This window comes from Prevotella pallens, from assembly GCF_900454935.1.
GTDB lineage: Bacteria > Bacteroidota > Bacteroidia > Bacteroidales > Bacteroidaceae > Prevotella > Prevotella pallens.
In genome coordinates, this window is record NZ_UGTP01000001.1 from 157903 (window position 1) to 183983 (window position 26081).

Here is a 26081-nt window from a genome sequence, read left to right on the forward strand (position 1 = left end):
TTATATTTTTACAGTCTTGACCGTTCAGACACTCCAGCATTACTTCCATTATATCTATTTTTCTGTAAGTTAAATTTATATGAAACTGATAATATAATTCCGTTTACTTTGCGATAAGAATTTCTTATTAAATCGATATTTACAAATTGCAGATGTTTTTCTTCTTTATTTGTTTTAAATACATCGGTCCAATTAAGGTATACATCAAGTTTTTCTTTAAAAAAAGATTTTGAAATACCTAAACTTATCTCTCCTTTTGGCTTATAATGATATAGCATAATATGTCCTCCTGTTGAGAACGAGGTATAGAAATAAAATATGTATCCATTTTTTAGAGATAACATATTGTTGAATGACAAAGAAAACATTATAGAATTATAGTTTCTGCCATTAAATTCCAATAAAGGTTTTTGTATAGAAGTATTAATAAATGGAGTCCACTCTCCAATAGACTTTGACCACGATAATGCGAAAGAGAGTTTTTGATACTTAGGAATATTTTTTGGTGAATATAAAATAGATTCCATATCCACAAGTTTTTCTGCCGTCTGTATAATTGCTTTTTTTCTATGTTCAAAAGATAAAATAGCATTAAAGTTTTTATATGTTGCAAGTAGCGATAAATCATAAATTATGCATGGTTTTAAAGAGGTGTTTCCAGAAGCATATTCTAATGGAGAATAATATTCTACGTTCGATCTTAGTTCTTGATAATTAGGTCTGCGTATTTTCACAGAATAATTTAGCCCAGTGAAAAAATTACCAAACGTTTTTTTGAGCGATATTGATGGAAAAAGATTATTATTGCTCCATTTTATTTTATTTTCATGGTCTGTACCATCTTTATATCTTATCAAAGAATGTTCATATCTAAGTCCGAAAGTTAAATCTATAAACGAAGTATGTGTATTAAATTCGCAAAAAGTAGCAACAGTTCTCTCTTTTCTTTCAGATTTAGTATAGGTTGGTATAACCCCATTTGCGATAGACGAACAAAATTCTGTGTTATAGTTAGTAATTGTTGCCTCTGAACCAAATTTTAAAATACTATTTCCAATATTCAATTCTGAAAGAATTTTTTGGCAAAAAATAAAATAGTCATAACTACCATTGCTAATACCAGAATTAGTATTTCCACTATTCGAATTTTTATTTATATTTTGTTTTGTCTTATCTTTACTGCTTGCAAGATAGTTATCTGCTTGTAAAATTAAATATTTCGTAAGGTTGTAATTAACAAAAGATTCTAAGCTATAAATTCCAGTCTTTCTATTTATGCAGTTAGACGAGTTTATTTTTGAAATAGCATTAGAATTTAATTTATATGTATCCTGAATATCATAATTATCCACATAGTTAGGTGTCCAAGTATAGGTATATTTTCCTCCAAAAGATAATTTGTTAGCAATATAATCGAACCCTAATGCCCCATCAAATCCTAACCACTTATTTAATAAATCTGAATGTTGTTTGCGTTCTTTGTTATTTTGCAATTGAAGTTTAGAAATTTGGTTTTCTACAGTAGAAGTTCTTGTATTTCGCATATTAATATTAGCAAAGAAATCGTAAGAACCTTTTCTATAATTCAATAAATTACTTGTAGTTTCTGATATTTGGTTCCCTAAATCGAATAGAGAAACGTCTATGTTTCCTCCTAAACCTTCGTCTTTTCTCCTTTTTGTTGTAATTTTAATAATAGATTGTACAGATGCGTCATATTCGCTTCCTGGAGAAATAATTATTTCTATATTTTTTATATCGCTACCTTTTATGTTAAGTAGTTCGTTTATATCTCTTGCTTCGTGCCCATTAAGAAAGAAAATAGGTGTACCACGTCCAACAACTTCTATATTGTTATTAGATAGTGTTACAAAAGGCATATATGGTAAAATTTTCGATAAATTAAGCAACTTCGAAAGATGGGAGTTTTCTATATTAATTAGTAAAGAGTTGCCCCTATTTAAAGTAGATTTATGTACAACTACTTCGCCTAATTTAAAACTTGCCTCTTGTAGCGTAATAGTTTTAAGTGTATCTATCAATATTGGGATATTATAATCTTCATAACCTAAGCATTTCACAGACAGTCTATATATACCTTTTTTTCCATTAAGTTGAAATGAACCTAACGAATCGGAAACTGTAGAATATAATTTTGTAGAATCTTTTATGTCGAATAAATTAATATTAGCGTATTGTATTGCTTTCCCACACCCATCTATAATGTGTATTGTTTGTGTTTGCGAGAAGAGTAATTGTGGAATCCATAAAAGAAAAAAGAAGATTATTTTTTTCATGTCCATTTTTTGTCTATGTTTATAATGATATGAATTGTTTTTATTTTATTTAGCTTATATCATTATTTTTTGTTTTAGCCATTTTGCAAAAATAGGGTCGGTTATAACCCATTCTGTTTCTTGTTTTTCTATTAAGTCGCGTTCTAAGAGAGCTGTTTTCAGTCGAGTTATATTCGAATAGCTGCCTAAATTATATTCTTTGCGCACTTCAGAAAGTCCAAAATCTTTTGTAACTCCTACAATTATAGCACGTAGGAAATTTAATTGAAATTCAGATAATGGTTCAATCATCTGCATAAAAAGAATATCGTTTGTAGCCAATAAGTCGTTTTCGGCTTGCTTTACATCGTTTTCAGTTACAGTTTCTCCTTCTTCTTTTAATGTAAAAACCAACCAAGCCAATTGTTGTACGTAGGCAGAATAGTTTTCGGTAAATTTGCAAATCTCTTCTGCCAATTCACGGCTAATGGTTCTTTTTCCATCGGCAAAATGCGAAACAATATATTCAATCCAATTTTCTGTTGCTATTTTGTTTAACGAAATAGTATCGCCAAACTGGAAAAAAGGCATACTTCTATGGAGAAATATACTGCTCATTAAGTGGTGTTTACTTCCAAAAAGACAATAAGATACGTGTTTTTGGTGTTGCCAAACAGTTCTTAAACGTGCCTGAATTTGTTTACTATTAGCCATTTCGCCTATTTGCTGAAACTCGTCTATACATATAACGATGCGTTTTTTTCGTTTTATAGCAATAGTTTCAGCCATCTGTAAAACCTCTTCTGGCGTGTGTGTTTTTGGAGTAATACCTAAAGAAATGGAAAAATCGGAATTAGGTTCAGGACTAAAAGATATTTTAGGAGTGAGACGGTAAAGAAACTCTTTTGCTTCTTCAAACCATAATTCGCTTTTAGGAGCAGTTTGTTTTAATACCTCTGCGGTTAATTTATTGTAGAAATCGTATTCGCTTTTGCAACCAAATATGTCTAAATATACCGTAATAATATCTTTATCGTCGAGTTTATTACATACATGTTTCACTAAAGATGTTTTTCCTAATCGTCTTGGCGACATTAGAATTACGTTTATTCCACCTTTAAAATTATCTAACAGTCGCTTTGTTTCTCGTTCTCTTCCTATGAAATTATAGTCGGAAACAGCCACTCCATAAACAAATTTCTTGCACATAACTTGATGTTTTAATTCATCTTACAAGTGCAAATATAATAAGAAAAAAGTAATAACACAAGTATGTATCACACAAACTTGTGTGATACATACTTGTGTTATTATAAATAAACTAAAATATAGGTGGTTGTAATGTGCTTGATAGATATTAATGCTTTACTATATAACATAGTAACACACTGTGTTTTTATCGTCCTTTTTTTACCATTCTTTTTGAGAAATAGAAAAGTGGGAGATAAACTAAAATAGCCGAAATAACACCTGCTATAGCATCTATAAGATAGTGTGCTTGAATATAAACAGTGGCACAACAAAGGAAAAAATAAAATGGGGCAAGCACCATAAGTAATTTGTAATTTCGTGTATGCCATACTAAAAACATACATATAGTACTTATTCCTACATGCGAACTTGGGAAGGCTGCTGTAGGACGTTCTCCTGCAGCTTTAGCATCTTCTACTAAATTATAAAAGAAACCATTGGTGAAACCAGGGCTGGGCAAGCAATCTTTATGTAAATTAAAATAGTCGTGTATATTAGGAAATACTCCTGCTGTAATAGTTTTTAAGCCAACTGCCTTATAATAGAACGTAGGACCAGCCACAGGAACAAATATAAACACTACATAATAAATAAAGAATGAAGCCAATAGTATGAAACTTACCCGTTCAAACTCTTTGTAGCGCCATATAAAATAGTAGAAAACAGTGAGTGCAATCATTGGATAATAAGCTGCATATCCCATATCGAAAAGTTCGCTGAAAAAGGCATCTGGTAATTCTTTAGAGAATAATAGTGCTGGCTGACAGCCAAATATATTTTGTTCCCATTGTGCAAATACATAATCGAGGTTAGGTAAAAGTCTATTAAACTCGTAAGTATCGGGATACCACCACGCAAGTAATCCTAATTGTGCAGATACTCTTGCTAAACGTGTAAACTTACAAGGAAAAATTCTGTATACCAACCATAAAGCAGCCGTCATAGCAATTATGCGTAGCCGTCCATAAATCATAGCTTCGGGAGCTGTCATTTTTGTGTAAAAAAACATTATTAACACAAAAGTGAAAAGCATATAAGCTGCTGCAGCCCATTCTATTGCCATTAATCCTTTTAAAGGTTTCTTTTCTATTTTAAAAAGATCGAGTACAAATTTTACCATTTTATTTCTACTATCAGTTATCCTTATTTTTAAATCCAGCCATTATTTTTATACCAATCCATTGTTTCTTTTACGCCTCGCTCTAATTTATATTCTGGTTTATAGCCAAGTTCTTTTACAATGGGTTGTATGTTACACCGCCAATTTCGTTGTTTCAAAATTTGATATTTATCGTTGTTTAGTGGCGAAAGTTTGCCTGTTATGCGTCCTAAAATATCGCCAAAGAAAGTAACAATACGCAACAAAGCAATAGGAGCTTTAATTCTTATCCACCAAGGATTTCCCAATTCTGTGTGAATAAGATTGCTGAATGTGGTGCTTTGATATACTTCTCCATCGGTAAGAAAATAAGCTCTTCCAGTTTTAGCCTTATCAATTGCAAGAAAAACAGCCTGAACAAGGTCTTTTACATAAATAAAAGTAATGTCTTGACGCTGAAAACCCACCGAAAAGTCTATATGCCCTTTTATAGATTTAGCCATAAGGAAGTAGTCTTTTTCTCTTGGTCCGTACACACCCGTAGGGCGAAGAATAACATAAGGCAATGTTTTTCCGTTGTAAGAAGTATTTGCCAAAACTTTTTCTGCCTTTAGTTTACTCTCTCCGTAAGCTGTGTTTGGTTGAGGAATATCGGTTTCGTCAATATTTTTATAAGGAAGTTGTTCGTGAATAGCACCATAAACGCTGAGGCTCGATATAAAAACAAAGCGTTCTATAGGCATATTTAGCGCTAAAAGTGCATTAACAAAATGTTGCGTTCCTTGTGTGTTTATGCGGAAAAAATCGTCTCTTTTTGTACATTTTGTGGCTCCCGCAGCATGAACAACATAATTAAAGCTGTAAGATTGTAGCTGCTTTTTAAGTTTTTCTTCAGACGAAAAGTCGAGTTCTATAAAGTGAATACGCTCGTCTTGCAAGTATTTTTTAGACGAAGTTGCACGCATTGCTGCCCAAACTTCCATATCGTGGCGCAATGCTTCTGCTACAATAAACGAGCCAATAAAGCCCGAAGCTCCTGTTATTAATATTCTTTTTTTCATTAAAATACTGTGAAACGCTTGCAAAGGTACGAACTTTTTCGTTACTTTGTAAACACAATCAAAGCGCAAATAACAATGGGAAAGGAAAAAAATAATAAAAAACGATTGACCAAAGTAGAACTTGCTGAGAAGATTACAGGTTTCTTTCAAACACAACCAGACAATACTTTTAGCCTAAAACAAATATTTAGAGCATTAAAACTAACCACGCATCCACTAAAAATGCTTGCTATTGATGTGATGGAAGAAATGGCGTGGGACGATTTTCTTTCTAAAGTTGGCGAAAATGCTTATACACTTAACACCAAAGGACAGGTGCAAGAAGGTGTTTTTGTAAGAAAATCGAATGGAAAAAACTCTTTCCTTCCCGACGATGGTGGTACTCCCATTTTTATTTCTGAACGCAATTCTATGTCGGCTCTTAATGGAGACAGGGTGAAAGTGCAGTACTTTGCGCGCCGTCGTAACCATATTAAAGAAGGAATGGTTATTGAAATTCTGCAGCGGAAGAAGGAAACATTTGTAGGACGTTTGCAAGTAGAACCCGAAATAGCATTCCTTATTACGCAAGAAAACCTTTTTGTTCACGATATTCTTATTCCAAAGAAAGCTTTGAATGGTGGAAAAACCGACGATAGAGCTGTGGTGAAAATAACAAAATGGCCAGATGCTGACCATAAAAACCTTGTAGGTGAAGTGATTGATATATTAGGACAAGCAGGCAATAACGATGTAGAAATGAATACTATTCTTGCGCAATATGGTCTGCCTTATAAATATCCGAAGAAAGTCGAGGAAGCGGCAGAGAAAATTAATGCCGAAATTACTGCGCAAGATATTGCCGAACGCGAAGATTTTCGCAAAGTCTGGACTTGTACTATTGATCCTAAAGATGCAAAAGACTTTGACGATGCTCTTTCCATACGTAAGCTGGAAAATGGTTTATGGGAAGTGGGCGTACATATTGCCGATGTTTCCCACTATGTTAAAGAGAACGATATAATTGATAAGGAAGCACAAAAGCGCGCTACATCTATTTATCTTGTAGACAGAACTATTCCAATGCTGCCCGAAAGGTTGTGTAATTTTGTTTGTTCCTTGCGCCCTGACGAAGAAAAATTAGCATACAGCGCAATCTTCCAATTAGACGATAATGCCGAAGTTAAATATTTCCATATTGCACATACTGTTATAAAAAGTAATCGTAGATATGCTTACGAAGAGGTGCAACAATTGTTGGAAGATAATGGAGTGATAGACGGAACTGGTGAACCTGCACCAGAAAAACAAGAATATAAAGGCGAATTTGCCGATAAACTTATAATGCTTGACCGTTTGGCAAAACAACTTCGTGCCGAAAGAATTAAGAAAGGTAGTGTAAAGTTTGAATCGGAAGAACTGCATTTTGATATAGATGAACATGGAAAACCCCTTCGTTGTTACTTTAAACGTTCGAAAGATGCCAACAAACTTATAGAAGAGTTTATGTTGCTTGCCAATAAATATGTTGCAGAACACGTAGGAAAAGTAGAACGCGGCAAAAAAGCAAAAACATTGCCTTATCGTGTTCACGACAATCCAGACCCACAAAAGTTTGAAAACCTCCGACAGTTCTCTGCAAAATTCGGATATAAACTGAAATCGTCTGGTACAAAAGGAGCAACCGCACGGGCTTTAAACGCTTTAATGGACGAGGTGGAAGGCAAAAGCGAACAAAAGGTAATTCAAACTGTGGCTTTACGTTCTATGATGAAAGCAAAATATACTACACACAACATAGGACACTTTGGACTTGCTTTCGATTATTATACTCATTTTACATCACCCATACGTCGTTATCCCGATACTATTGTGCACCGTTTACTTACTCGATATGAAAATGGAGGACGTTCGGCTAATAAAGAACATATAGAAGAGCTTTGCGAACACAGTTCGGATATGGAACAAGTGGCACAAAATGCAGAACGCGATTCTATTAAATATAAAATGGTGGAATTTATGGGCGAACATCTTGGCGAATGTTATGATGCGCACATAAGTGGTATTCAGAGTTATGGAATTTATGCCGAAATTGACGAAAATCATTGTGAAGGAATGATACCAATGCGTGATTTGGACGATGATTATTACGACTTTGATGAGAAGAATTATTGTCTTGTTGGGCGTCGCCATCATCATAAATATCAGTTGGGAGATCCTATTCGGATAAAAGTTGCAAATGCAAATTTAGAACGAAAGCAACTCGATTTTACTTTAGATGAAGATAAAAGTAGAAAAGTTTCGCAAAAGCTTTCTACAAAAACAAAAGCAGGAAAAACTGTAAAGGCACGCAAAAAGCACCGATAGAAACATTTGAAAAATGAAACAAATAGGAATTTTGCTCGCTTTCTTGCTTACAACCATTGTAGCACAATCGCACGAACAACAATATATAAGGTTGAAAGGATACTACCGTGTATATCAGTCTACCAATTTTATGCTTAGCTATTTCGTAGATGGTATGATGGAATTGTATGTTCCATTAGATACAACTTCAAAAAAAACAACTTTCGTAGACCGAAAATTTCTTGGCGAAAGGCGCAGAAAAGCCAAACAAGCTAATGGAGACGAAACTTTTGTTCGTATAAATATGCCTGCATTAGAGTCTACACCTCTTATAGAAAGCATTAAAAGCGAAGAATATTCCACCCGAAACAATGGCGATATTTATCGGTGGGCTGACAAATGCGGTACAATTTCAAAGCATAAGTTTCCTAATCAAAAAATAGCAACTACTGGAATAACCATTAACATGGATAATTTGATGGGACAAGAAAACCATGAAATTGAAATGAACCAACTAAAAATGTATGGTATCATAGCACGTATGACGCAATTTGATGAACAAGAAACTTACGTAGAACATGCAGGAACCTATACATTAAAAGATTTATATTCGGCACATAAACACCAAACTTTTATGGCACATTATAAAGGAGAAGATACAGACGAACAAATAGATGTATGGTCGGACTTGTTTATTACTGATAGAGCTATCATTTCGGAAAGTGAAATGAAAAAAATAAAGAAAGAAAAACCTCGCACACTTACTTTTGAGATACCATCTTCAGTACCACAATTAGACAATAATATTCTGCAAGCATGGTTACAAATGGTGGAATATTAAAAGTATACGCTCTAAACTATTCCTAAATTATTATCTCTTTCGGCGTAATAGACATTTGGTAAACTGGTTATTCCAGCCTACTTTTTAAAAAAACGTCCGTACATTCTTAGAAAAAAGTACGGACGTTTTCAGGAAAAAGTACGGACGTTTTTGGGAAAAAGTACGGACGTTTTAGAGAAAAAGTACGGACGTTTTCAGGAAAAAGTACGGACGTTTTTTGGGAAAAGAATAATAGTTTCGTAAATACCTGAATACTATCTATTTATGCTTTCAGTAAAAAATGCGTTTTTCTGTGCAATTTTGGTATGAAAATATGGTATGTGGTGGGTGATTCCTGCCAACGAATGATGTTGGCAGGTGGGTGTTGCAGTTTACTTTTGTATAATAAAAGTTTATAATGGTTTTGTTGACAGGTATGGGTTTCTGTGTAGTTTTATTTGTTTCTGCAAGATGGTTGCGTTTTTTTATTCTACCGTTATGACACCATCTTTGCCTACTTTTAGTTTTCCTTTCTTTGCGGGTTTGGGTGTATTTTCTATTTTTATGAAGCTTGGTATGGTTTGTGTATTTTTTTGCTTGGCTGTTTTTGGCTTTTTTGTATGGTTTGTAGCCATCGAATTGTGTTTGCTTTTTGCTATTTTCTGCCTTTGCGCTGTTGTGTGGTTTATGTTTCGGTGAGCATAATTATGTGTTTGCCGTGTGGTTTCTATTGTTTCATAATAGTATTTGTCGTCTGAGTTGTCTGCATCGGTATTGTTTTTTCTTGATGTTTTATATATAGTATTTCCTTCGTATTGGTTTTCCGTTGCCATTATTCCGTTACTGAATGTGCGTTTTTTTATGATTGCTCCATTTCTATCGTAGGTATATTTTGTGCCTACTGGCATTCCATTTTGGTAGGTTGTTCGTGCATAAAGTGGCAATTGTCCTTTTCTATCGGGTTCATTGTAGTATTGCAACATTGTTCCGTGTAGCATTCCGTTGTGGTAAGTTTCCATAATATATATGCGTCCTTTATTGTCGTAGACGTAGTATTTGCCTTCTTTTTCTCCATTTTTATAGTCGAACTCTTCGAACTTTGTTCCGTCTTGCCTGTAGGTAACCCAATGTCCTTGTCGTTCGCCAGTATTTTTGTTTATGTATCCTGCTGTTTTCAGCTTTCCATCGTCATAATATTCTTTGTATCTTTCTTGTGCTTTTAGTGCAACAGATACGAATAAAAGTAGTATAAGTGCGAATATTTGTTTCATATTATTTAGCCTTTATTTTGTATTCGGTGTGTATAGAATTGAAGGTTGTGCATTTGCCGTCTTTTAAATCGAAGCTGTAAATGTTCTCTTCGTTCTTTCCTTCTTGCCCTTCTCTTCTTCCGTATATCCAAAAACGATTATTACAAACTACGGCTTCGCTTATATATGTGAACCTTTCTACGGCTTGTGTCCATAAAATGTTTCCGTATGCGTTGCGTAATTGGAACACCGACTTTGCATCGTCGGCTATGGTGGGTTTGAAGGTAATTAGTATATAATTTGCATCGTAGTATTTTATTTGTCCATCGAAACCTACGAACCAATCGGTAACTGGTTGTGCACTTATGAGTCGGTTGCCAGATGATGGTGTGTACGATCCTGAAATACTATTGTAGAACGAAAAGTCTTGTGGGTCGCCATTATGGAATAAAGCATGTATTTTCCATAAACACAAATATCCACCTTTACTTGATGATTCGCTAATATTCTTGCTTCGAAGTTTAAAGAAGGTAGTATCTCTTACTTCTCCATTTAGTTGATTGGGGGGCAAAGTGCGTGCATAATTAAAGGCCTTTTCAGTATAAAGTCTGTTTGTTGCGGGGAAATAATAGTAAGTTGCTGATAAATTATTATGTACTTCAAAGCCTTCTCCCGAGTCGATGTTTATAAAATTTACCGATGAGATGCCTGTGTTCATAACTTCTTTTCCTTTGAAAAGCAATTTAGAAACATCTTTGAAGGTTAATGTTTTTGGATTTAATTCGTAGATAAATTTGTCTGAAATAATGAAGAACCATTTTCGTGCTTGATGGAAATACCTACCTACCATGTCGGAAGGCGACATAGAATTACGCTCTCTTGTATCTTTTTCTGAAATAAGAAGCTGTTCTTTTAGCACATTTCCTGTGGTAGCGTCTCTAAAACCACAGTAATATCCGTCTACATATTTAGGATTTTCGTCTCCATAGTTAGACGCGTAGTCGCGCTCAAGCACATAAAAGTAGCACGGTTTACCATTATAGGTACTCATTAAAAATAGTCTGTAATCGTCTCTAATCTCAACAGAATCTCTGGTTGTTCCCGAAAAAGATGGCGAACTGCTAGACCCACTGTGCATGGCACTATAAAATAGAATTACAACAATGGCTATTGGAGCCAATAAAGCTATGATTCCTATTTTAATTCCGTTGCTAAGAAAACTGTTTAACGACGATGAGTTTGGCGACTGATATTCGTATCGATGGTTTACGTTAATATTAATATCATCGTCGTCTATATAGAATTCGGTACCACAACTTTTACATTTGTACCTTTTATCGTCTAATTGTTCATGCTTCTCGCTACCACATTGTGGGCATTTTATCGCTTTAATTTTTGTTGCCATCTGTTGAGATTAAGCTTCTTTTGAATAATAGATTGCTAAGAACAGCAATATACATTGTATGGAGGTGAGTATAACCACGCCTATTAACCACCAGTTGTTCGACCATCTTTCTGGTGCAAAGAAGCCAGTTAGAAACTCTAATGCACCTATTGCAGTGTATATAAAACCTAAACTTAAACGGTGTGTACTTTCAGCACGTCCTAAGAAAGCGAGTGCCAGTAATAGTCCGTTAAGAACAATAGCCCCACTTGTAAAAAGCAAATTGAGTGAAGAGTATGCAGTAACAATTAAACCTACGAGAAGGTTTGTTATGAGTGCGATGAGCGCAATAATAATTATTCTTTTCATAATGTATCAAGTATTTCGTTCTTCTTCTTTTTATATTCTTCCTCAGTAATAAGCTCTTCGTCAAACAATTGTTTTAGTTGTTTTAACCGAGCAGTAGTGTCTGTTGTTGTAGAAGTAGTGGTTTCGTTTGGCTTTACATTGTTATCTTGAGTATTAAAAAATTCTTTTGCCAATTGAACACCTGCTCCAATTTGCATACCAGCACCAGCAAGTCCACCTTCTGTACGTACAGCATCTCGTAAAGCAGCAAGTTTTTGTACACCAGCATAATCGAGATCAACCTCTGTTGCAGCCAATTTTTCGGCTGTCATATCAGCAATTCTGTTAATACGCTCCAATGTTTCATCGTCGAATGTAACAGAGTCTATACGGAAATCGGTAAGAATTAAGCCTAAACGTTGTAGTTCTTCGGTTGTTTTTAGGCGTAAGTCGTCCGACATTTCCATTAGATGTTTATCTATTTCTGTATATGGATAAGCTTTTTCTGCAAGGAAAGAAGTTAGTGGAGCAACTATACGCGATGCAACAAGTTGGCGAACATCGGTAGCAGTATAATCGCTTACAGTACCTAAAAGTGTGCTGAACATTATAGCAGCATCTTCAATTTTCACAGAAAAGTTACCACACGCACCCACTGCAACAGGCATTTTATAATTAGGTTCCATATACTTCACAGGAGTTGCAGTGCCCCAAAGTACATTTACTAATTCGGCAGTACGGAAGAAATAGAAGCGCATTTTATGTTCGCTTTCCATTCTTTGTGCCAAATTAAGAAGTGTTGTAATAAATGGGTGGTTATCTGTTTGTAATTCGTAGGTATCAGGTTCTGTTAGCGTTGCTTTTACTTTTCCATCGTAAACAAGTAAACAACCTTGTCCAGGAGCTACAATTAACTTACTCGAATTCTTTATTTCGTCAGTAGAAGTGTCTAAGCGATGAAATAAAATATTAGTATCTTGCTCTTTCCATTCTATAACGGAACGTAGCTGTTGCTTAAATAATTTTTTTATGCCCCTAGTGCGATTGTTTAATAGATGATATATTTAGAACGGTTTATCCCCTTTATTATTGTCTTAATTTTTGTCATTCTTTATTAATGAAAGTAAGTGTTCTACCGCCTCTTCTTCAGGTATATTTTTCTCTACACATACCTTTCTGCGATACAAACTTACTTTCTTCATACCTGCACCCACATATCCGTAGTCGGCATCTGCCATTTCTCCAGGACCATTTACAATGCAACCCATAATGCCAATCTTCAGTCCTGTCATACCTTTTGTGGCTTCTTTTATGCGTGCAATAGTAGAACGGAGGTCGTAAAGTGTACGTCCGCAACCCGGACAAGATATATATTCGGTTTTCACCATACGTAATCTTCCAGCCTGAAGTATGCCGAAAGCTGTTTGTTCTATATCGTCTTGTGGAATGTTACCATTGTTCATGAGCCATAAGCCGTCAGTTAATCCGTCTATCATTAGTGCTCCCATATCGGCAGCAGCAGATAGTTGGAACTGTTCTTTGGCATTTGGCTCGTTGGTATTCTTATTGCTTTTTTCAGATGAAAATTGGTACATCTGTGCAAAGACAACCGGATTTTCTACACCTGCAATCATCATTTGATGAACCAATGCTCGTTGTTCGCCAAGTTTGTTTTGGTGCGAACTTACGCAAATCACCACTACTTCGGGGTGATATTTCAAGCAGGCGAGCAATTCTTCTGACGGTGTTCCATACTTTACCACTAAGAATTTAATTTTCGATTTCACTGTTCCAATAAATGGAATTGCAGGAGTAGGGAAAATGGGGAAGACGTTTTCGGTTGGAAGTTCTCCCTTTGCAGCCAAGTCTATATATGCATTATAGTCGATGATATACTTTTGTCCACTTTTCAATTTGGCTGGTAATACATCTTTTGTGTAGATGTAATCGGGTGTTGGAAGGGTTGAAACAATGTCTGCATTATGTTCTGCTGCATTGTGAGTAGCTATTACTATTGGCACATTATCGCCACCGATGTTTTCTACAGCTTTGGTTTTTCTACGTTCAGGACGTAGATAATCGAAACCTTTAAAAGTCGCAGCAGGAATTATAATGTGTCCTTTCTTTTGTCGAATATAGCGTGCTAAGTATTTAGCAACAGGTATTTCGCATTCTGGTTCCTCGCTCAACGATACCCGAATAGTATCTCCTATGCCATCGTTTAGTAGCGCTCCTATACCAACAGCGCTTTTTATACGACCGTCTTCTCCTTCTCCAGCTTCCGTAACACCAAGATGAAGCGGATAGTTCATACCCTCTTTCTCCATTTCAGCTACAAGAAGGCGCACCGAACGCACCATTACAACCGTATTAGAAGCTTTGATAGAAATAACAATATCGTTGAAATTGTGTTTCTTAAAGATACGTAGAAACTCCATACAACTCTCAACAATGCCTTCGGGAGTATCACCGTAGTGCGACATTATACGGTCGGACAAACTTCCGTGATTTACTCCTATGCGTACGGCTGTATGGTTTTCCTTACATATATTAATAAAAGGTGTAAGGCGTTCTTCTATCTTTTTAAGTTCTTTAGCGTATTCCTCGTCTGTATATTCTAGTATTTTGAACGTACGACCAGGGTCTACATAGTTACCAGGATTAATGCGAACCTTCTCTGCATATAGTGCTGCTACGTCTGCAACATTAGCATTGAAGTGTACATCGGCACAAAGTGGTGTCATAATACCTTCTGTTCGAAGTTGCGCATTGATGTGTTTGAGGTTTTCTGCCTCACGTTTTCCTTGTGTAGTGAGCCTTACAAGTTCGCCACCAGCAGCTATAATGCGCTTTGCTTGTGCTACACTTGCATTGGTATCGTTGGTGTTTGTGGTTGTCATTGATTGGATTCTAACAGGATTATCACCACCCATATCTAACGCACCAACGTGTGCAACAGAACTTTTTCTACGTTCGTAATTGAATAAATCTATCATTTTATATTCTTAGCATTAAGCATTCAAACTTTAAGTTAGGCAGAACTATGTTGGTTTTCGAGTGTTTTATCCATCGAAAACCATAGTTTTCGTTCCACAATACTTTGGTTCTGTATTCTTAACACTTATACTTATAGTCTTTTATTTCAGCTAAATCTTTATTAGCTTTTTCTATTTTTTGTCCTAAAGTAGCCTTCCATGCTTCTACTTTCTTTGCTATTTCTTCATTGCCAAGTGCCATCATTTGAGCAGCTAATATAGCTGCGTTCTGTGCACCATTCACTCCTACTGTGGCAACAGGTATGCCAGGAGGCATCTGAATAATAGAAAGCATAGCATCTAAACCGTCCAACATACCTTTAATTGGTACGCCAATTACAGGCAAAGAGGTTGAAGCAGCAATTACACCAGGCAATGCTGCTGCCATACCAGCCCCTGCAATAATCACCTTAATGCCACGTTCTTTTGCTTCTTTGGCAAATTTTTCAACTGCAGCAGGGGTGCGATGAGCCGAAAGGGCGTTCACTTCAAATGGTATTTCGTATTGTTCTAACCACTTGCAAGCCTTTTCCATAACAGGAAGGTCGCTTGTAGAACCCATAATAATGCTAACCAATGGTTTCATATATCTTTATTTTTGTTCTTTGTATTTATATCAATAAAATTGTAAAAAATGCGCTAATAATACCCAAGAAGAAACCTGTTGTTACTTGTGTAAGGGTATGCTGTCGCAATATAATACGACTTGAACCTACTATTCCTGATGCTATTATTACCAAACATAGCCACCAAACAGAGTTGAAATTGAGTATAAATGAAAATGCTAATAGTGCTCCCAGCACGCCACCAATGGCTGCTGTGTGTGTAGAAATCTTCCACCATACGTTAATAATGGCACAAAGTATTTGTATTACTAATGCAACTATCAGTATAGACGTTATTAAATGTGGCAGATGCGATAGGTTCATAAGGTAGAAACAACCAAAATAGCAAAGTATAGAAATAACATACGGTACCATTCTACGTTCCTTTTGACCTAATTGTAAGAGTGTCCAGCTATGATATTGCCTATAAAGGTGAATGAGTATTGTTGGAATGAACACCGTAAACAAGTAGACCATTACTATTAGCGATACCTTGAATTGCCACGGAAACATACTTAGATCCGAGAAAAAGAATATAGCCAATATGCCCAATACAGGCAAATAGAATGGCGTAAGTAGCATACTTGCTATTCGTGCAGTTAGTATAATGTTTTTTTCGTTCATATTCTTATCATATCTTACTGCTCTTACTGGCTTACTTATTCTTTGCGTAGACGTGCAACAGGCAAGTTTAATTGCTCTCTATATTTGGCTACTGTACGTCTTGCTATAGGAAAACCCTTTTCTTTCATCACCTTTGCCAGTGCGTCGTCGCTAAGCGGTTTCTGCTTATTTTCGTTGTTAATGATGTCTCGCAAAGCCACTTTTATCTTTCTTGTAGACATCTCTTCTCCGTCTTCCGTTGTATAACTGTCAGTAAAGAAGAAGCGAAGCGGGAATGTTCCCCACCTTGTTTGTGCGTATTTTATATTGCTTACACGCGAAATAGTGGATATATCGAGTCCCGTTTTCTCTGCAATATCTTTCAATATCATAGGTTTCAAATCTGCCTCGTTACCATCTTGAAAAAACTTCTTTTGTATTTCAATAATGGCTTTCATAGTTACGTACAGTGTGTTTCGGCGTTGTTTAATTGCTTCTATAAAGCCTTGTGCCTTCTCAACTTTACCTTTTGCATATAGCAGAGCCTCTTTTTCCTGACGGTTCATACCTTTCTTGTTGTCTTTATATGCCATTAGCATATCGTTGAAGCTTTGCGAAACGTGCAATTCGGGTAGATCTCCATGGTTTAAATAGAAACTAACGTTTCCATTATCGTCTGTTTCTATAATAAAGTCTGGGGTTATTTGCTGTACATTCCTACCCATTGTCTCTCCCATCGAGGCTCCTGGTTTTGGATTTAGCTTACGAATTTCGGCTTGTAGTGCCTTTATTTGGTGGTCAGATAGCGAGAGTGCAGTTTGTATTTTGTCCCAATGCTTCTTTGTAAATGCATCGAAATAGTGGTTGAAAATAGTTTTTAGATGGTTGTACACACTGCTATTGCGTTCCCATTCGCCATCTGTTACTTTGCGTTCTATTTGCAATAACAAACATTCTTGCAACGAACGTGCTCCAATACCAGCAGGATCGAAGTCTTGCAACAGTTTCAATGTGTCGGCAATTTCCTTTTCGCTACAGTCTATACCGTAGTAAATAGCAAGCTCATCGGCTATTGTATCTAAGTCTTTTCGTAGCAATCCGTCGTCGTCGAGGCTTCCAATGAGATATTCTAATATAGTTTTTTGTCTTTCAGTAAGCTCTCTTTCGCCCACTTGCTCGTTTAGTTTGTCTATAAACGATGTAGTATCGCCATACACTATCTCCTCGTAGTCGGCATTATCGTGGCGTTGTCGTCCATCGTAAACGGGCAATTCATCGTCGCCTCCCATACATTCGAGTGCTGTATCAAGTGCATCTTGTCGCTCTTGTTGTTCTTGTTGAACATCGAAATCGTCGTTATCGCTCTCTATTTCGTTTGTTTCTTCAAGCTGTTCTCCGTCTTCTCGTCCTTTTTCTAAGGCTGGGTTGTCGTCTAATTCGGCATTAATGCTTTCCTCTAATTCGGTTAATGGCATCTCAAGCAACTTTACCTGAAGCATTTGTTGCTGCGAAAGTCGCTGCACTTGTTGTTGTTTCTGCTCTTGTATTTGTACTTGTTCTTGTGCCATATTTACCTAATTATGTTTGCAAAATTACGAAAAAAGAAACACAATCATCTGTAATAGTGGCATAATTCTTCTGTTAAATCCGAAAGTTCCTTAGTATCGGCGTTGCCATATCGGTCCCAAATGTTCTGGCAAGGCAGTAGAAGTGGCGAAATTATAAGGTCATCTTGGTTCAGATAGGGGTCGCAGAAGCGATAAACGTCCATAATTTCCACAACACGACGAGGAGTTATGTTTAGTAATCGTGCTACTTCTTTCACTTCGGGAGTCCCTTCTGTCATCGTTATAGGTGTGAGATGGAAATACAGGTTAAGCACTATTATTAGTGCAATGGGTGTTAAGTCGGTGGCTCTTTCTATAAGTTTAAAGTCTTTTTCAAAGGTTTCTTCTGTTGTTACACCCTCGTAGAACTCCTCAGGTTTGCCAAATCCCTTCATCTTTCTTATGCGTTTGGCATCTTTTTGTAGTTTTTTTGGATTGTTGGCATATACTTTCCAAAGTGCTTGTATACTTGGAAGGTTGTTTAAATGGAATTCTTCCATCTTTGCGTATAGTATGTATGGTGGGATATGTAGCTCTAAACTAAGCTCAACAATGGGGTGGGCGTAAGTTGGCTTTATGCCTATGGGTTTCTTAAAATATATTTGTAGAAGCATAGGCCAATATTCTTCCGACCATAATGAATGTGTTACCATAAGTTTAAATGCGGTTGATGACATTGGCAAAATTAGTTATTAAAAGTGTAATAGCCAAATTTTTGGATAACTCATTATATTGTACGGCTAAACAAGATTATCATAATGATTTTGTAAAAATAATTTCATTGAAAAGGCATAAGTACGTTTTTGCGTTGCAAAAGTGCCTTTTTTGAGCTTCAAAAGTACCACTTTTGGCTTGCAAAAACCATATTATTGTAACGCAAAAATATGGTTTTTGCAAAGCATTGGTAATTAGAATGTTATGCAGGAAATATACTTGAGAAAATTATTTACAGTGTTAATATTTAGTTTTTATGGGTTTTAGCATAGCTTTTATTAGTCTAAACTTGCTTGCATTGGCTATGTATTCTTCTTTGTTTCCAGTGTTTAAGGTATTCTTTGTTGGAGTTTTTGTACTGTTTTTGTTGCTCAATAATACGTACTGTTGTGCTTCGTTTAAGTCTACTACTGTGGGGTTTAGGTCGGCAAAGGTGGCAAATGTGATATAAGCTCTATGGTTTTTATGGTTGTAAAACACATATTGGCTACCGTCAGCTGCGGCATTGTAAATGGCGAATACTTCTATTTGCGTTTGCTTGTTCTTGCTATTTACTTCTTTTAAAGGTTCTATTTCACTCCCGTCAGCACAATAAATGCTTATCAATGTATCCCGTACACCACCTTTGTTTATTACTAAATGGCTTATGCAAGAGTCGTCGTTACTCTCGGTAACTACCATGAGCGAGTCTTTTGTTCTCATGTTCTGTCCGGCGTATACACAAGTATTGGCTAAGAACAAAAGAAGTGCGATGAGGCTTTTAGATAGTTGTTTCATTTCACTTGATTATATCTTGTTTTCTGTTTTGTTCCGTCTTATTTTGCATTTGCTCTTGTTTCTTCCTCTTCATAGCATAGTTCGACGGTAGACCAATGGCACGAACACGTAAAAGTAGAGTCGTTGTTTCGTTGAATTTGAGGTATATTGATGGTGTCTATTTCGTTGTTTTGCTTTCCCTTCATCTTGATATAGAGTTCAGAAAAGTGATAATCGGACACCTTTTGTTCGATGGTTGTAAAACCTAAATGGTGTAACGACTGCACTAAAGCGGCAATAGGTTCGCACATTTTACTCATTGATTCACTCCTTTCACTTATGTTTTAAATCGGATTTATATTTTTTTTCTTGTATGAAGTAGTCTATTCATACGCTTCCTCTTCCGTCTTCATACCATTGATAAAGTCGATTAACGACTTTGCAACAGGTTCCATCATCTTCTCTTTATCATCGTAATGTTCCAAGTTTGCAAAGAGAATGTATCCTGTTTCAGCGTCGAAGCAGTATGGAAAGCCCCCGCTGTCAATGGCAAAAGGAATATGTTTCTTTTGTATTAATTCTTTTTCTACGATGAAAGTGTGCCACAATTTCTCCATAGTATATTGAGAAGGCGAAAGCGAATGTTTGATGGGTGCAATGTATTTCAGGGTATATTCGTTTTCCGAATCGTCTAAGTAAACGTTTCTATCGCCATCTTCTACCAATCCTCCATTATGTTTTAAGTAGAAGTTTCTTATATCAGCAGGAAGGCAAAAGCCTATTTTGTGCTCTAAATCTAAGATGTCTGCCTCTGTAATTGGTGGCGCACTGTTCGTAATCTGATAGTTTATCATCTTTGTTTTTTACTTACTTCAATTGCAAATATAGAGTTTATCTCTTATACAAACAAGCAAAGAACAATGTTAAGTACCTTTTTTTACTTGTTGCATAGACACTTTTTGTATGTTTAAAGTTGTGCTACGTGGCTGTAAAACATTAGTAGGAAAGACCTATTTCTATCCATGAATCAAGGTAACTCCAAAAGTCTATGTCCATCTTTGGCGCATCGTTGGTCCACCAAATCAGTGCTTTTGGGTTTTCTTTATCCTCTATGTTGATGCAAAGAAAGCCATTTCCGCCATTGTGAAGCACGTAGTACGTTTGGTTTAAGTTGGTAGATTGCAATATCTCTTGTGGCAAACCCCATTCCGATTGGCTTAGGAAACGAACCTTTTCTATAGGAAGTAATCCTAAACCACCGCTTATATTCTCGAACCAACCATTATGTAAATGCTTGTAAAAGTGCTGTAACTTGTCGGGCAATATTGCGAGCTGGCTGTCTGTTGTGGGCATATTGCCTACATATAGCACATATTCTTCGTCAACCAACAGCAGGTAAACCATCTTAATTTGTTGCTGATGAAACACTAAAAGTACATCTTCGAGCAACTCTTCCAATATATTTAAGGTCTTAGGAAGTAGGGTGCTGAAGTCCGACCAGCGTTCTATAACGAGGGATTTCTTCTTATCCTTGTTTTCCTCCGTGAGCAGAAACGACCATGTTTCGGGTATTTCGATTTCGTCAGATGCCGATAAAATCCTTGCTTCTGATAAGCCGTTTTCTTTTAATATAGTTTCTATCTCCATGATGTAATATTTTTTTTACGATGTGGTAACCTATTTAAAGATGTCTTGTCCTTCGAGTTCTATGCACCAATCTATCATCACTTCGTTGAACCAATCGCAGAAATCGGAGTTCACAACTTCTGGTTTATCTTCTTCAGAGTACTGATGATTTGCCACCCAAAACACGATTTGGTTGCCTTTATGAACATCAAAGCAGTAGTAGTTGCCTCTACCGTCCGGTGCAAATGGAACAATATGGCTGGGCATGTACACCTGTGTTGCTTCGTGTTCAGTCTTGTATGCCTTGATAAGGTCGAAAGGTTTATGGTTTATTCCAAGCACTTCGTCGCCACAAATTAGTATTCCATTCGAGAACTGAAGCAGTTTTATGTAATCTGCTGGTAGCTGAAAAGGAATGTTTTCCTGTGCAAGTTGGAGCGCATCATCACTGATAGGATCGAAACATTCAACGTATTCTTCTTTGAAATCTTGTATTCTTTGAATAATGGAATCAATGTTCAGACGCTCTTCTAAGTCGTATAATAGCGGATTAGCGTCTGCTTCTATGTCGATGTTTATCCACATTCTTTCGTCCTTTCTATACACGTGGAAGCGGAAATAAATATCTTGTGTATTGGTAATATACACTATAAGGCAATACGGGCGAGGGTAAACGGCATTTAAACGCTGCTTAAACTGTTCTATAAAAGGCAGAATACAACTAAGCGAAAAGCCTTCGAAAGCCGACAAACATATCTCGTTATGCCACATCTCCAAGCCAGTCCTGTCGCCTTGTTTCTCTATTTGTTCGGATATGTTGTTAATGAATGATGTGTTAATATCGTTGTTTGCATCGTATAAAATACAACATTCTGCGACTTTTATTTTGCTTAAAATGCTCTCGCAAACCTTGCTTATCAATTCCTTATTTGCAGGAACCGACTTCTCTAAAAGCATTGCCATGCGTTGATTTATCCTTCTCATATCACAATAATTTCGTTCTTTATACTTATAATTTTGCTGTTATTGCCGTTTACTGCTACGATGAAAGCAATTTGTTCTTGACCGAAAATGTTTGTCTTTCTTGTGCAATGCGTCTTAAAAACAAATTCATAAAGCCTCCGACAGCAGCTTATCTATATCCAAATTCTCTGCTTTGTATATTGCATCAAAGTAGCCTTTTACCGCTATACTAATGCCTTCGCATACGCAATCTTTGTCGTCTGCAAAGTTCGGCGCGTAAATATCTATGCCTAAAATAGTAGAAGCGAAGCCTGCGTAGTCCTCTTCTAATAATATATTATCGTGGGAAGACAACTGTTGATAGATGTCTGATGCCTTCATTTCGAATAGGTTTTTACCTTCTAAAATGAGCTTTACATTAGGCAACGGAGCAAAGGTGAGGAAGAATAATCGCTGGTCGTGCTGATTATAATAGACCAGAAAGTCGCCATAGTCATCTATAATGAAACTGTTGTTTCCGTCTTTTTCTTCTCTGGTTGTTTTGATTTTTAAGCTTGTTTTAGCCAAAATATCCTTCCGATAATCCCCGAAAACAAATTCATTGACACCGATAAGAGGTTGGATTATATATTCCATATCTTTGTAAATAGTAAAGTTTTGTTGATAGATATGCCTGCTTCTGTTTTCAAGGAACGAGGTATATGTCTTCTCTATTAGGATCGTTTAGCAGCCTATCCCACTCTTCAAAGGTGAGAGGAGGTAGGCCTTCCTTTGCTCGCATAGCGTTTCTCAGCTCAACATACTTAGGGGTTATGGTTACCTTACCGCTTGCAATAGCTCGCTTAATCTCCTCTTTTGTTGGCAAAGGGGTAGGGGTTAGCTTTTCAATAAAGTCGTTAAGGTTTTCCGAAACCAGCGTTGGGTATTTGTTATTTCCCTCTAATCCCCAATCGTTTTCTTCGTGAAACCAATAGTAAACCTTACCTGTTATCTTGTTAATACATAGCCAATCGCCCCCATCAACACTTGCAATGGGTATCAATTCCTCTGGTATTCTGCCCTCATAGTTGTTGTATGTTGCGATAATATCATCGTTTTTGCTTTCCGAAAATCCAAGAAAATAGTTAATGGTAAACTCTGTTTCCTTATCCTTATAATGGTTTTTATGAGGCTTGCAGACATTATTTTGCATCAACAAATCCTTGAAATGAGAAGGCAAAACAGTACCTATTGTATGTTCTAACTCGTTTATTTTCTCTGCCATAGCATTTGAAGCTAAAGGCTCTAATATATGTATTGCATTCATTTCCTCTTTATAAGTATTCTTGAAAGCTATTGTATGCGTATCCTATATAGGTTTTTATTTTATTTCGTTGATAGTTTTTTGCGTGCTATTGTTCCAAAGGTGGCAGTCCGTCTTTTATTCTTTTCTCGTTTATTAGCTTCAATAATCGGGGCGAATAGGTAACACTTACGACTTCCCTTTTGTCTTCTTTGTCTTCTTTTTTAGGCTCAATTCTACTGATAAAGTCGTTTAATGATTTTGCAACCAGCACCAAATCGTCGTCTATTGGAGCATCGTGCGACCAGTAATAGATATTGCCTAAGCTGCTTTCTTCTAAGGAATAAACAATCAAATCGCCACTGGCGCCCTCGCATAAGGGAAAGAATTTCATGCTTATTTGCTCCTTACAATAATACATTTTGATGCTTTTCTCAACACTTCTCTGAGTATTTCCAAAGCCCAAAATGCCACTAACATAAAGTAATTCGTCGCTATTCGCCTGCTTTTCCAACGGAGATACCACCATTTCTTCATTGAAATAGGAGAACCCATAGGTAGTAATAAACTGCAAAACAGTATTGTCTGGAATTGCGCCCAACGTTCTTTTTACTTCTTCTAAGAACGAAGTTACATCATAACTCTGGTTTAATTCCCTCTCCTTAGAGAAAGAAATAAGTTGTTTAATACCTTGTATATCCATCTTTAAAAAGCTTAGTCTATTTCTCTATTAGGGTCGTTTAGCAGTCTATCCCACTCTTCAAAGGTGAGAGGAGGTAGGCCTTCCTTTGCTCGCATAGCGTTTTTCAACTCAACAGACTTAGGGGTAATGGTTACTTTACCGCTTGCAATTGCTCGCTTAATCTCCTCTTTTGTTGGCAAAGGGGTAGGGGTTAGCTTTTTAATAAAGTCGTTAAGGTTTTCCGAAACTAGTGTTGGGTATTTGTTATTTCCCTCTAATCCCCAATCGTTTTCTTCGTGAAACCAATAGTAAACCTTACCTGTAATCTTGTTAATACATAGCCAATCGCCCCCATCAACACTTGCAATGGGTATCAATTCCTCTGGTATTCTGCCCTCATAGTTGTTGTATATTGCGATAATATCATCGTTTTTATTTTCCGAAAATCCAAGAAAATAGTTAATGGTAAACTCTGTTTCCTTATCCTTATAATGGTTTTTATGAGGCTTGCAAACATTATTTTGCATCAACAAATCCTTGAAATGAGAAGGCAAAACAGTACCTATTGTATGTTCTAACTCGTTTATTTTCTCTGCCATAGCATTTGAAGCTAAAGGCTCTAATACATGTATTACATTCATATTCTATTCGTAATAACTAACAAAACCCCGCCAAAACTCAACTCCTTTGGCGTTTACAGACTCTCGTATCATGCTTATGAACTCGCTTTCTTTGCCATTCCACACTGCGTATTGCCCTGTACCCATCGCCCGTACAAGCATTTCGAAGTTATCAGCTATTAGTATTCGGTCTTCATAATCGGTCTCGCTATCGATTGCATAGACCTTTCCTGTTGCACATTCCAACAAGATTGTAGATGGATCTCCATTAGCAATAATCATCAAATCGTACTGATGCAGAATGTCATAATCGGCATATTCCAAGTTTCTTTGTACTATCCAATTCAGCGTTTCCTCATCGTTTACCCCGAATTGGTAGCTCAAAAAACAGAAATTTCCCCAGTTGTAGCTAAGTATTAACTCTGCGAATACCTCGTCTAACGTATCGATACGTAGCTTGTTTTTTAGCTTTTCGATTTCCGAATGAGATATAACAGCCTCCTTTAAAATAATATCTTCTGTGATTTCAGGGTCTACATCGCATGTCTCTTCTATAATGAAAAGCATGATTTCCTGCATTGTTAATAGTTTCATCTGATATCTTTGATTTATTTTTTTCTATATTTTACCATTGTGTACTGCTCTTTATAAGTGCCATAATCAAAGGTTTTAAAGTTTGTTATTACTCTCTTTTACAGTTTCGTTAGCATTGGATTTATCAGCAAACGTGCCTACCTTTGCTTTCCGAATATATCTTATAATTCTCGTCTTTCTCTGGATTCCAATAGGTAAACACGTATTTAGAAACACCAAATATGGTACGATGCTCCCTTTGTTTAAGCTTAAATTGGGTTCTTAAATAGCCAGATAGTTTTTCTAACTCGTATAATTTGAAGTATTGAGAGAACATAACTAAGGGCATACAAAGCCTTATTCGTTTATCGCTAAATACAAAAACGATAGACGAAGTTATCTTTCCTTGCCCTGCACACCTTATATATAATAAGTTGTCTATGGTGTTTGTGTATTTCAGTTTACCTCTTGTATAGAAATTAATAGTATGGTTATCAACAATCTCAACCCGTTTTTTGCGAAGCAAACACACTATTATTAAACCACAAATAATATATGGGATAGCACTTTCATAGCGAAAATAGCGATGAGAAGTGCCAAGAAACGAATTAATAATATAGTCTATTAGATAACTAAAAACAAGTAATCCTAATATATGTATTATACTTAAAGGCGATGCATAGAAGCTAAATTCCTTCCTCTTCTCCTGTATTTTGGTTGTTTCCTTTGGTACTGTCATTTTCTATTTTCTATATTTTTGCATAGTGTACTGCCCCATAATGCTTTACAGAAACTATCCAGTTAAACGATGCATCAAATACTTCTATGTCGTCAGCAGCAGGATACCATATATCGCCGAAGTATTTACAGAAGTCTTTGAATAGGAAAACATCAATGCTGTTGAAGCGTTCAAAGTTGATGAAAACCTCGTTCGGGACAGGTATTCCGATACTATTGAATACCTTGTTCCAGTCGAAATCCTCGTCTTCGGCGTTTATGTCGTCCAACAAAACAAGTTCTTGTTCTTCCTTTTCAAAGAACTCTTCGGGTGTATTCACGTGCCAACGATGAAACAAGGAACGGCACACTGCTTCGCATTCGATACCTTCTATGCTTCTAACAATAGGCATATTGGTGTTGTGTTCGTGCTTAAAGTTTACCAGTTTGAAGGCTTCCATAGTGTACGAATGATTCTATTGGC

Annotated in this window: 27 protein-coding genes; 2 read left to right on the forward strand and 25 right to left on the reverse strand. The window is 36.3% G+C overall.

Annotated features, from left to right (window positions below; all coding sequences use genetic code 11):
* Positions 1-8: 8 nt before the first annotated feature.
* The 4 genes from DX009_RS00645 to DX009_RS00660 form a co-directional block, all read right to left on the reverse strand.
* Positions 9-2081, reverse strand: a complete 2073-nt coding sequence (locus DX009_RS00645) for an outer membrane beta-barrel protein (RefSeq protein WP_220182386.1) — start codon at positions 2079-2081, stop codon at positions 9-11.
* A 270-nt stretch (positions 2082-2351) separates the two neighbouring features.
* Positions 2352-3485 carry an AAA family ATPase gene (locus DX009_RS00650; protein WP_115082660.1) on the reverse strand — a complete coding sequence of 378 codons (1134 nt, stop codon included), beginning with the start codon at positions 3483-3485 and terminating at the stop codon, positions 2352-2354.
* 187 nt (positions 3486-3672) lie between these two features.
* Positions 3673-4647, reverse strand: coding sequence for a phosphatase PAP2 family protein (locus DX009_RS00655; RefSeq protein ID WP_115082661.1), 975 nt, complete (start codon positions 4645-4647; stop codon positions 3673-3675).
* Positions 4648-4676: 29 nt separating this feature from the next.
* Positions 4677-5687, reverse strand: a complete 1011-nt coding sequence (locus DX009_RS00660; RefSeq protein WP_006043938.1) for an NAD-dependent epimerase/dehydratase family protein — start codon at positions 5685-5687, stop codon at positions 4677-4679.
* 75 nt (positions 5688-5762) lie between these two features.
* Here DX009_RS00660 and rnr point away from each other — a divergent pair, with 75 nt between their 5' ends.
* Both rnr and DX009_RS00670 read left to right on the forward strand, forming a co-directional pair.
* Complete coding sequence (gene rnr, locus DX009_RS00665; protein ID WP_115082662.1) at positions 5763-8033, forward strand: ribonuclease R; 2271 nt, start codon at positions 5763-5765, stop codon at positions 8031-8033.
* A 13-nt stretch (positions 8034-8046) separates the two neighbouring features.
* Positions 8047-8853, forward strand: a complete 807-nt coding sequence (locus tag DX009_RS00670) for a hypothetical protein (protein ID WP_115082663.1) — start codon at positions 8047-8049, stop codon at positions 8851-8853.
* Positions 8854-9317: 464 nt separating this feature from the next.
* On the opposite strand, the gene DX009_RS00675 is transcribed toward DX009_RS00670, so the two are convergent.
* The 21 genes from DX009_RS00675 to DX009_RS00775 form a co-directional block, all read right to left on the reverse strand.
* Entirely contained in the window at positions 9318-10103 is a 786-nt protein-coding gene (locus DX009_RS00675) for a toxin-antitoxin system YwqK family antitoxin (protein ID WP_115082664.1), read from the reverse strand.
* A gap of 1 nt (position 10104) precedes the next feature.
* Positions 10105-11487, reverse strand: coding sequence for a hypothetical protein (locus tag DX009_RS00680; protein WP_115082665.1), 1383 nt, complete (start codon positions 11485-11487; stop codon positions 10105-10107).
* Between the two features lie 9 nt (positions 11488-11496).
* On the reverse strand, positions 11497-11835 hold the full coding sequence (locus DX009_RS00685; RefSeq protein WP_006043929.1) for a hypothetical protein: 339 nt from the start codon (positions 11833-11835) through the stop codon (positions 11497-11499).
* Positions 11832-12878 (reverse strand): SPFH domain-containing protein, encoded by a 1047-nt coding sequence (locus tag DX009_RS00690; protein WP_115082666.1) that lies wholly within the window; start codon positions 12876-12878, stop codon positions 11832-11834. Before DX009_RS00690 ends, DX009_RS00685 begins: the two co-directional genes overlap by 4 nt.
* Positions 12879-12908: 30 nt before the next feature.
* The gene (locus DX009_RS00695; RefSeq protein ID WP_115082667.1) at positions 12909-14810 is read right to left on the reverse strand and encodes a 4-hydroxy-3-methylbut-2-en-1-yl diphosphate synthase; all 1902 of its coding nucleotides are present in this window, start codon (positions 14808-14810) and stop codon (positions 12909-12911) included.
* A 118-nt stretch (positions 14811-14928) separates the two neighbouring features.
* Positions 14929-15435: a 5-(carboxyamino)imidazole ribonucleotide mutase gene (gene purE / locus DX009_RS00700; protein ID WP_040595342.1), complete on the reverse strand. Its 507-nt coding sequence runs from the start codon at positions 15433-15435 to the stop codon at positions 14929-14931.
* A gap of 25 nt (positions 15436-15460) precedes the next feature.
* On the reverse strand, positions 15461-16078 hold the full coding sequence (locus DX009_RS00705) for a phosphatase PAP2 family protein (RefSeq protein WP_006043925.1): 618 nt from the start codon (positions 16076-16078) through the stop codon (positions 15461-15463).
* Positions 16079-16113: 35 nt separating this feature from the next.
* Positions 16114-17625, reverse strand: a complete 1512-nt coding sequence (gene rpoN / locus DX009_RS00710; RefSeq protein WP_115082668.1) for an RNA polymerase factor sigma-54 — start codon at positions 17623-17625, stop codon at positions 16114-16116.
* Between the two features lie 44 nt (positions 17626-17669).
* Positions 17670-18317, reverse strand: a complete 648-nt coding sequence (locus tag DX009_RS00715; protein ID WP_115082669.1) for a hypothetical protein — start codon at positions 18315-18317, stop codon at positions 17670-17672.
* 301 nt (positions 18318-18618) lie between these two features.
* Positions 18619-19155 carry a hypothetical protein gene (locus DX009_RS00720; protein WP_115082670.1) on the reverse strand — a complete coding sequence of 179 codons (537 nt, stop codon included), beginning with the start codon at positions 19153-19155 and terminating at the stop codon, positions 18619-18621.
* 38 nt (positions 19156-19193) lie between these two features.
* Complete coding sequence (locus DX009_RS00725) at positions 19194-19454, reverse strand: AraC family transcriptional regulator (RefSeq protein WP_115082671.1); 261 nt, start codon at positions 19452-19454, stop codon at positions 19194-19196.
* Between the two features lie 63 nt (positions 19455-19517).
* Positions 19518-19988: an SMI1/KNR4 family protein gene (locus DX009_RS00730; protein WP_115082672.1), complete on the reverse strand. Its 471-nt coding sequence runs from the start codon at positions 19986-19988 to the stop codon at positions 19518-19520.
* 142 nt (positions 19989-20130) lie between these two features.
* Positions 20131-20781 carry an SMI1/KNR4 family protein gene (locus DX009_RS00735; RefSeq protein ID WP_115082673.1) on the reverse strand — a complete coding sequence of 217 codons (651 nt, stop codon included), beginning with the start codon at positions 20779-20781 and terminating at the stop codon, positions 20131-20133.
* A 30-nt stretch (positions 20782-20811) separates the two neighbouring features.
* A complete protein-coding gene (locus DX009_RS00740) occupies positions 20812-21744 on the reverse strand; it encodes an SMI1/KNR4 family protein (protein ID WP_115082674.1) in 933 nt (310 codons plus the stop codon).
* Between the two features lie 126 nt (positions 21745-21870).
* Entirely contained in the window at positions 21871-22359 is a 489-nt protein-coding gene (locus DX009_RS00745; RefSeq protein WP_115082675.1) for a hypothetical protein, read from the reverse strand.
* A gap of 49 nt (positions 22360-22408) precedes the next feature.
* A complete protein-coding gene (locus DX009_RS00750; protein WP_115082676.1) occupies positions 22409-23029 on the reverse strand; it encodes an SMI1/KNR4 family protein in 621 nt (206 codons plus the stop codon).
* An 85-nt stretch (positions 23030-23114) separates the two neighbouring features.
* On the reverse strand, positions 23115-23708 hold the full coding sequence (locus tag DX009_RS00755) for an SMI1/KNR4 family protein (protein ID WP_115082677.1): 594 nt from the start codon (positions 23706-23708) through the stop codon (positions 23115-23117).
* Between the two features lie 11 nt (positions 23709-23719).
* Positions 23720-24328: an SMI1/KNR4 family protein gene (locus tag DX009_RS00760; protein WP_115082678.1), complete on the reverse strand. Its 609-nt coding sequence runs from the start codon at positions 24326-24328 to the stop codon at positions 23720-23722.
* Positions 24329-24331: 3 nt separating this feature from the next.
* The gene (locus DX009_RS00765) at positions 24332-24901 is read right to left on the reverse strand and encodes an SMI1/KNR4 family protein (protein WP_115082679.1); all 570 of its coding nucleotides are present in this window, start codon (positions 24899-24901) and stop codon (positions 24332-24334) included.
* A gap of 124 nt (positions 24902-25025) precedes the next feature.
* Positions 25026-25619, reverse strand: a complete 594-nt coding sequence (locus tag DX009_RS00770; RefSeq protein ID WP_115082680.1) for a hypothetical protein — start codon at positions 25617-25619, stop codon at positions 25026-25028.
* Positions 25620-25629: 10 nt separating this feature from the next.
* Entirely contained in the window at positions 25630-26058 is a 429-nt protein-coding gene (locus DX009_RS00775; protein WP_115082681.1) for a heat-shock protein, read from the reverse strand.
* Positions 26059-26081 lie beyond the last annotated feature (23 nt).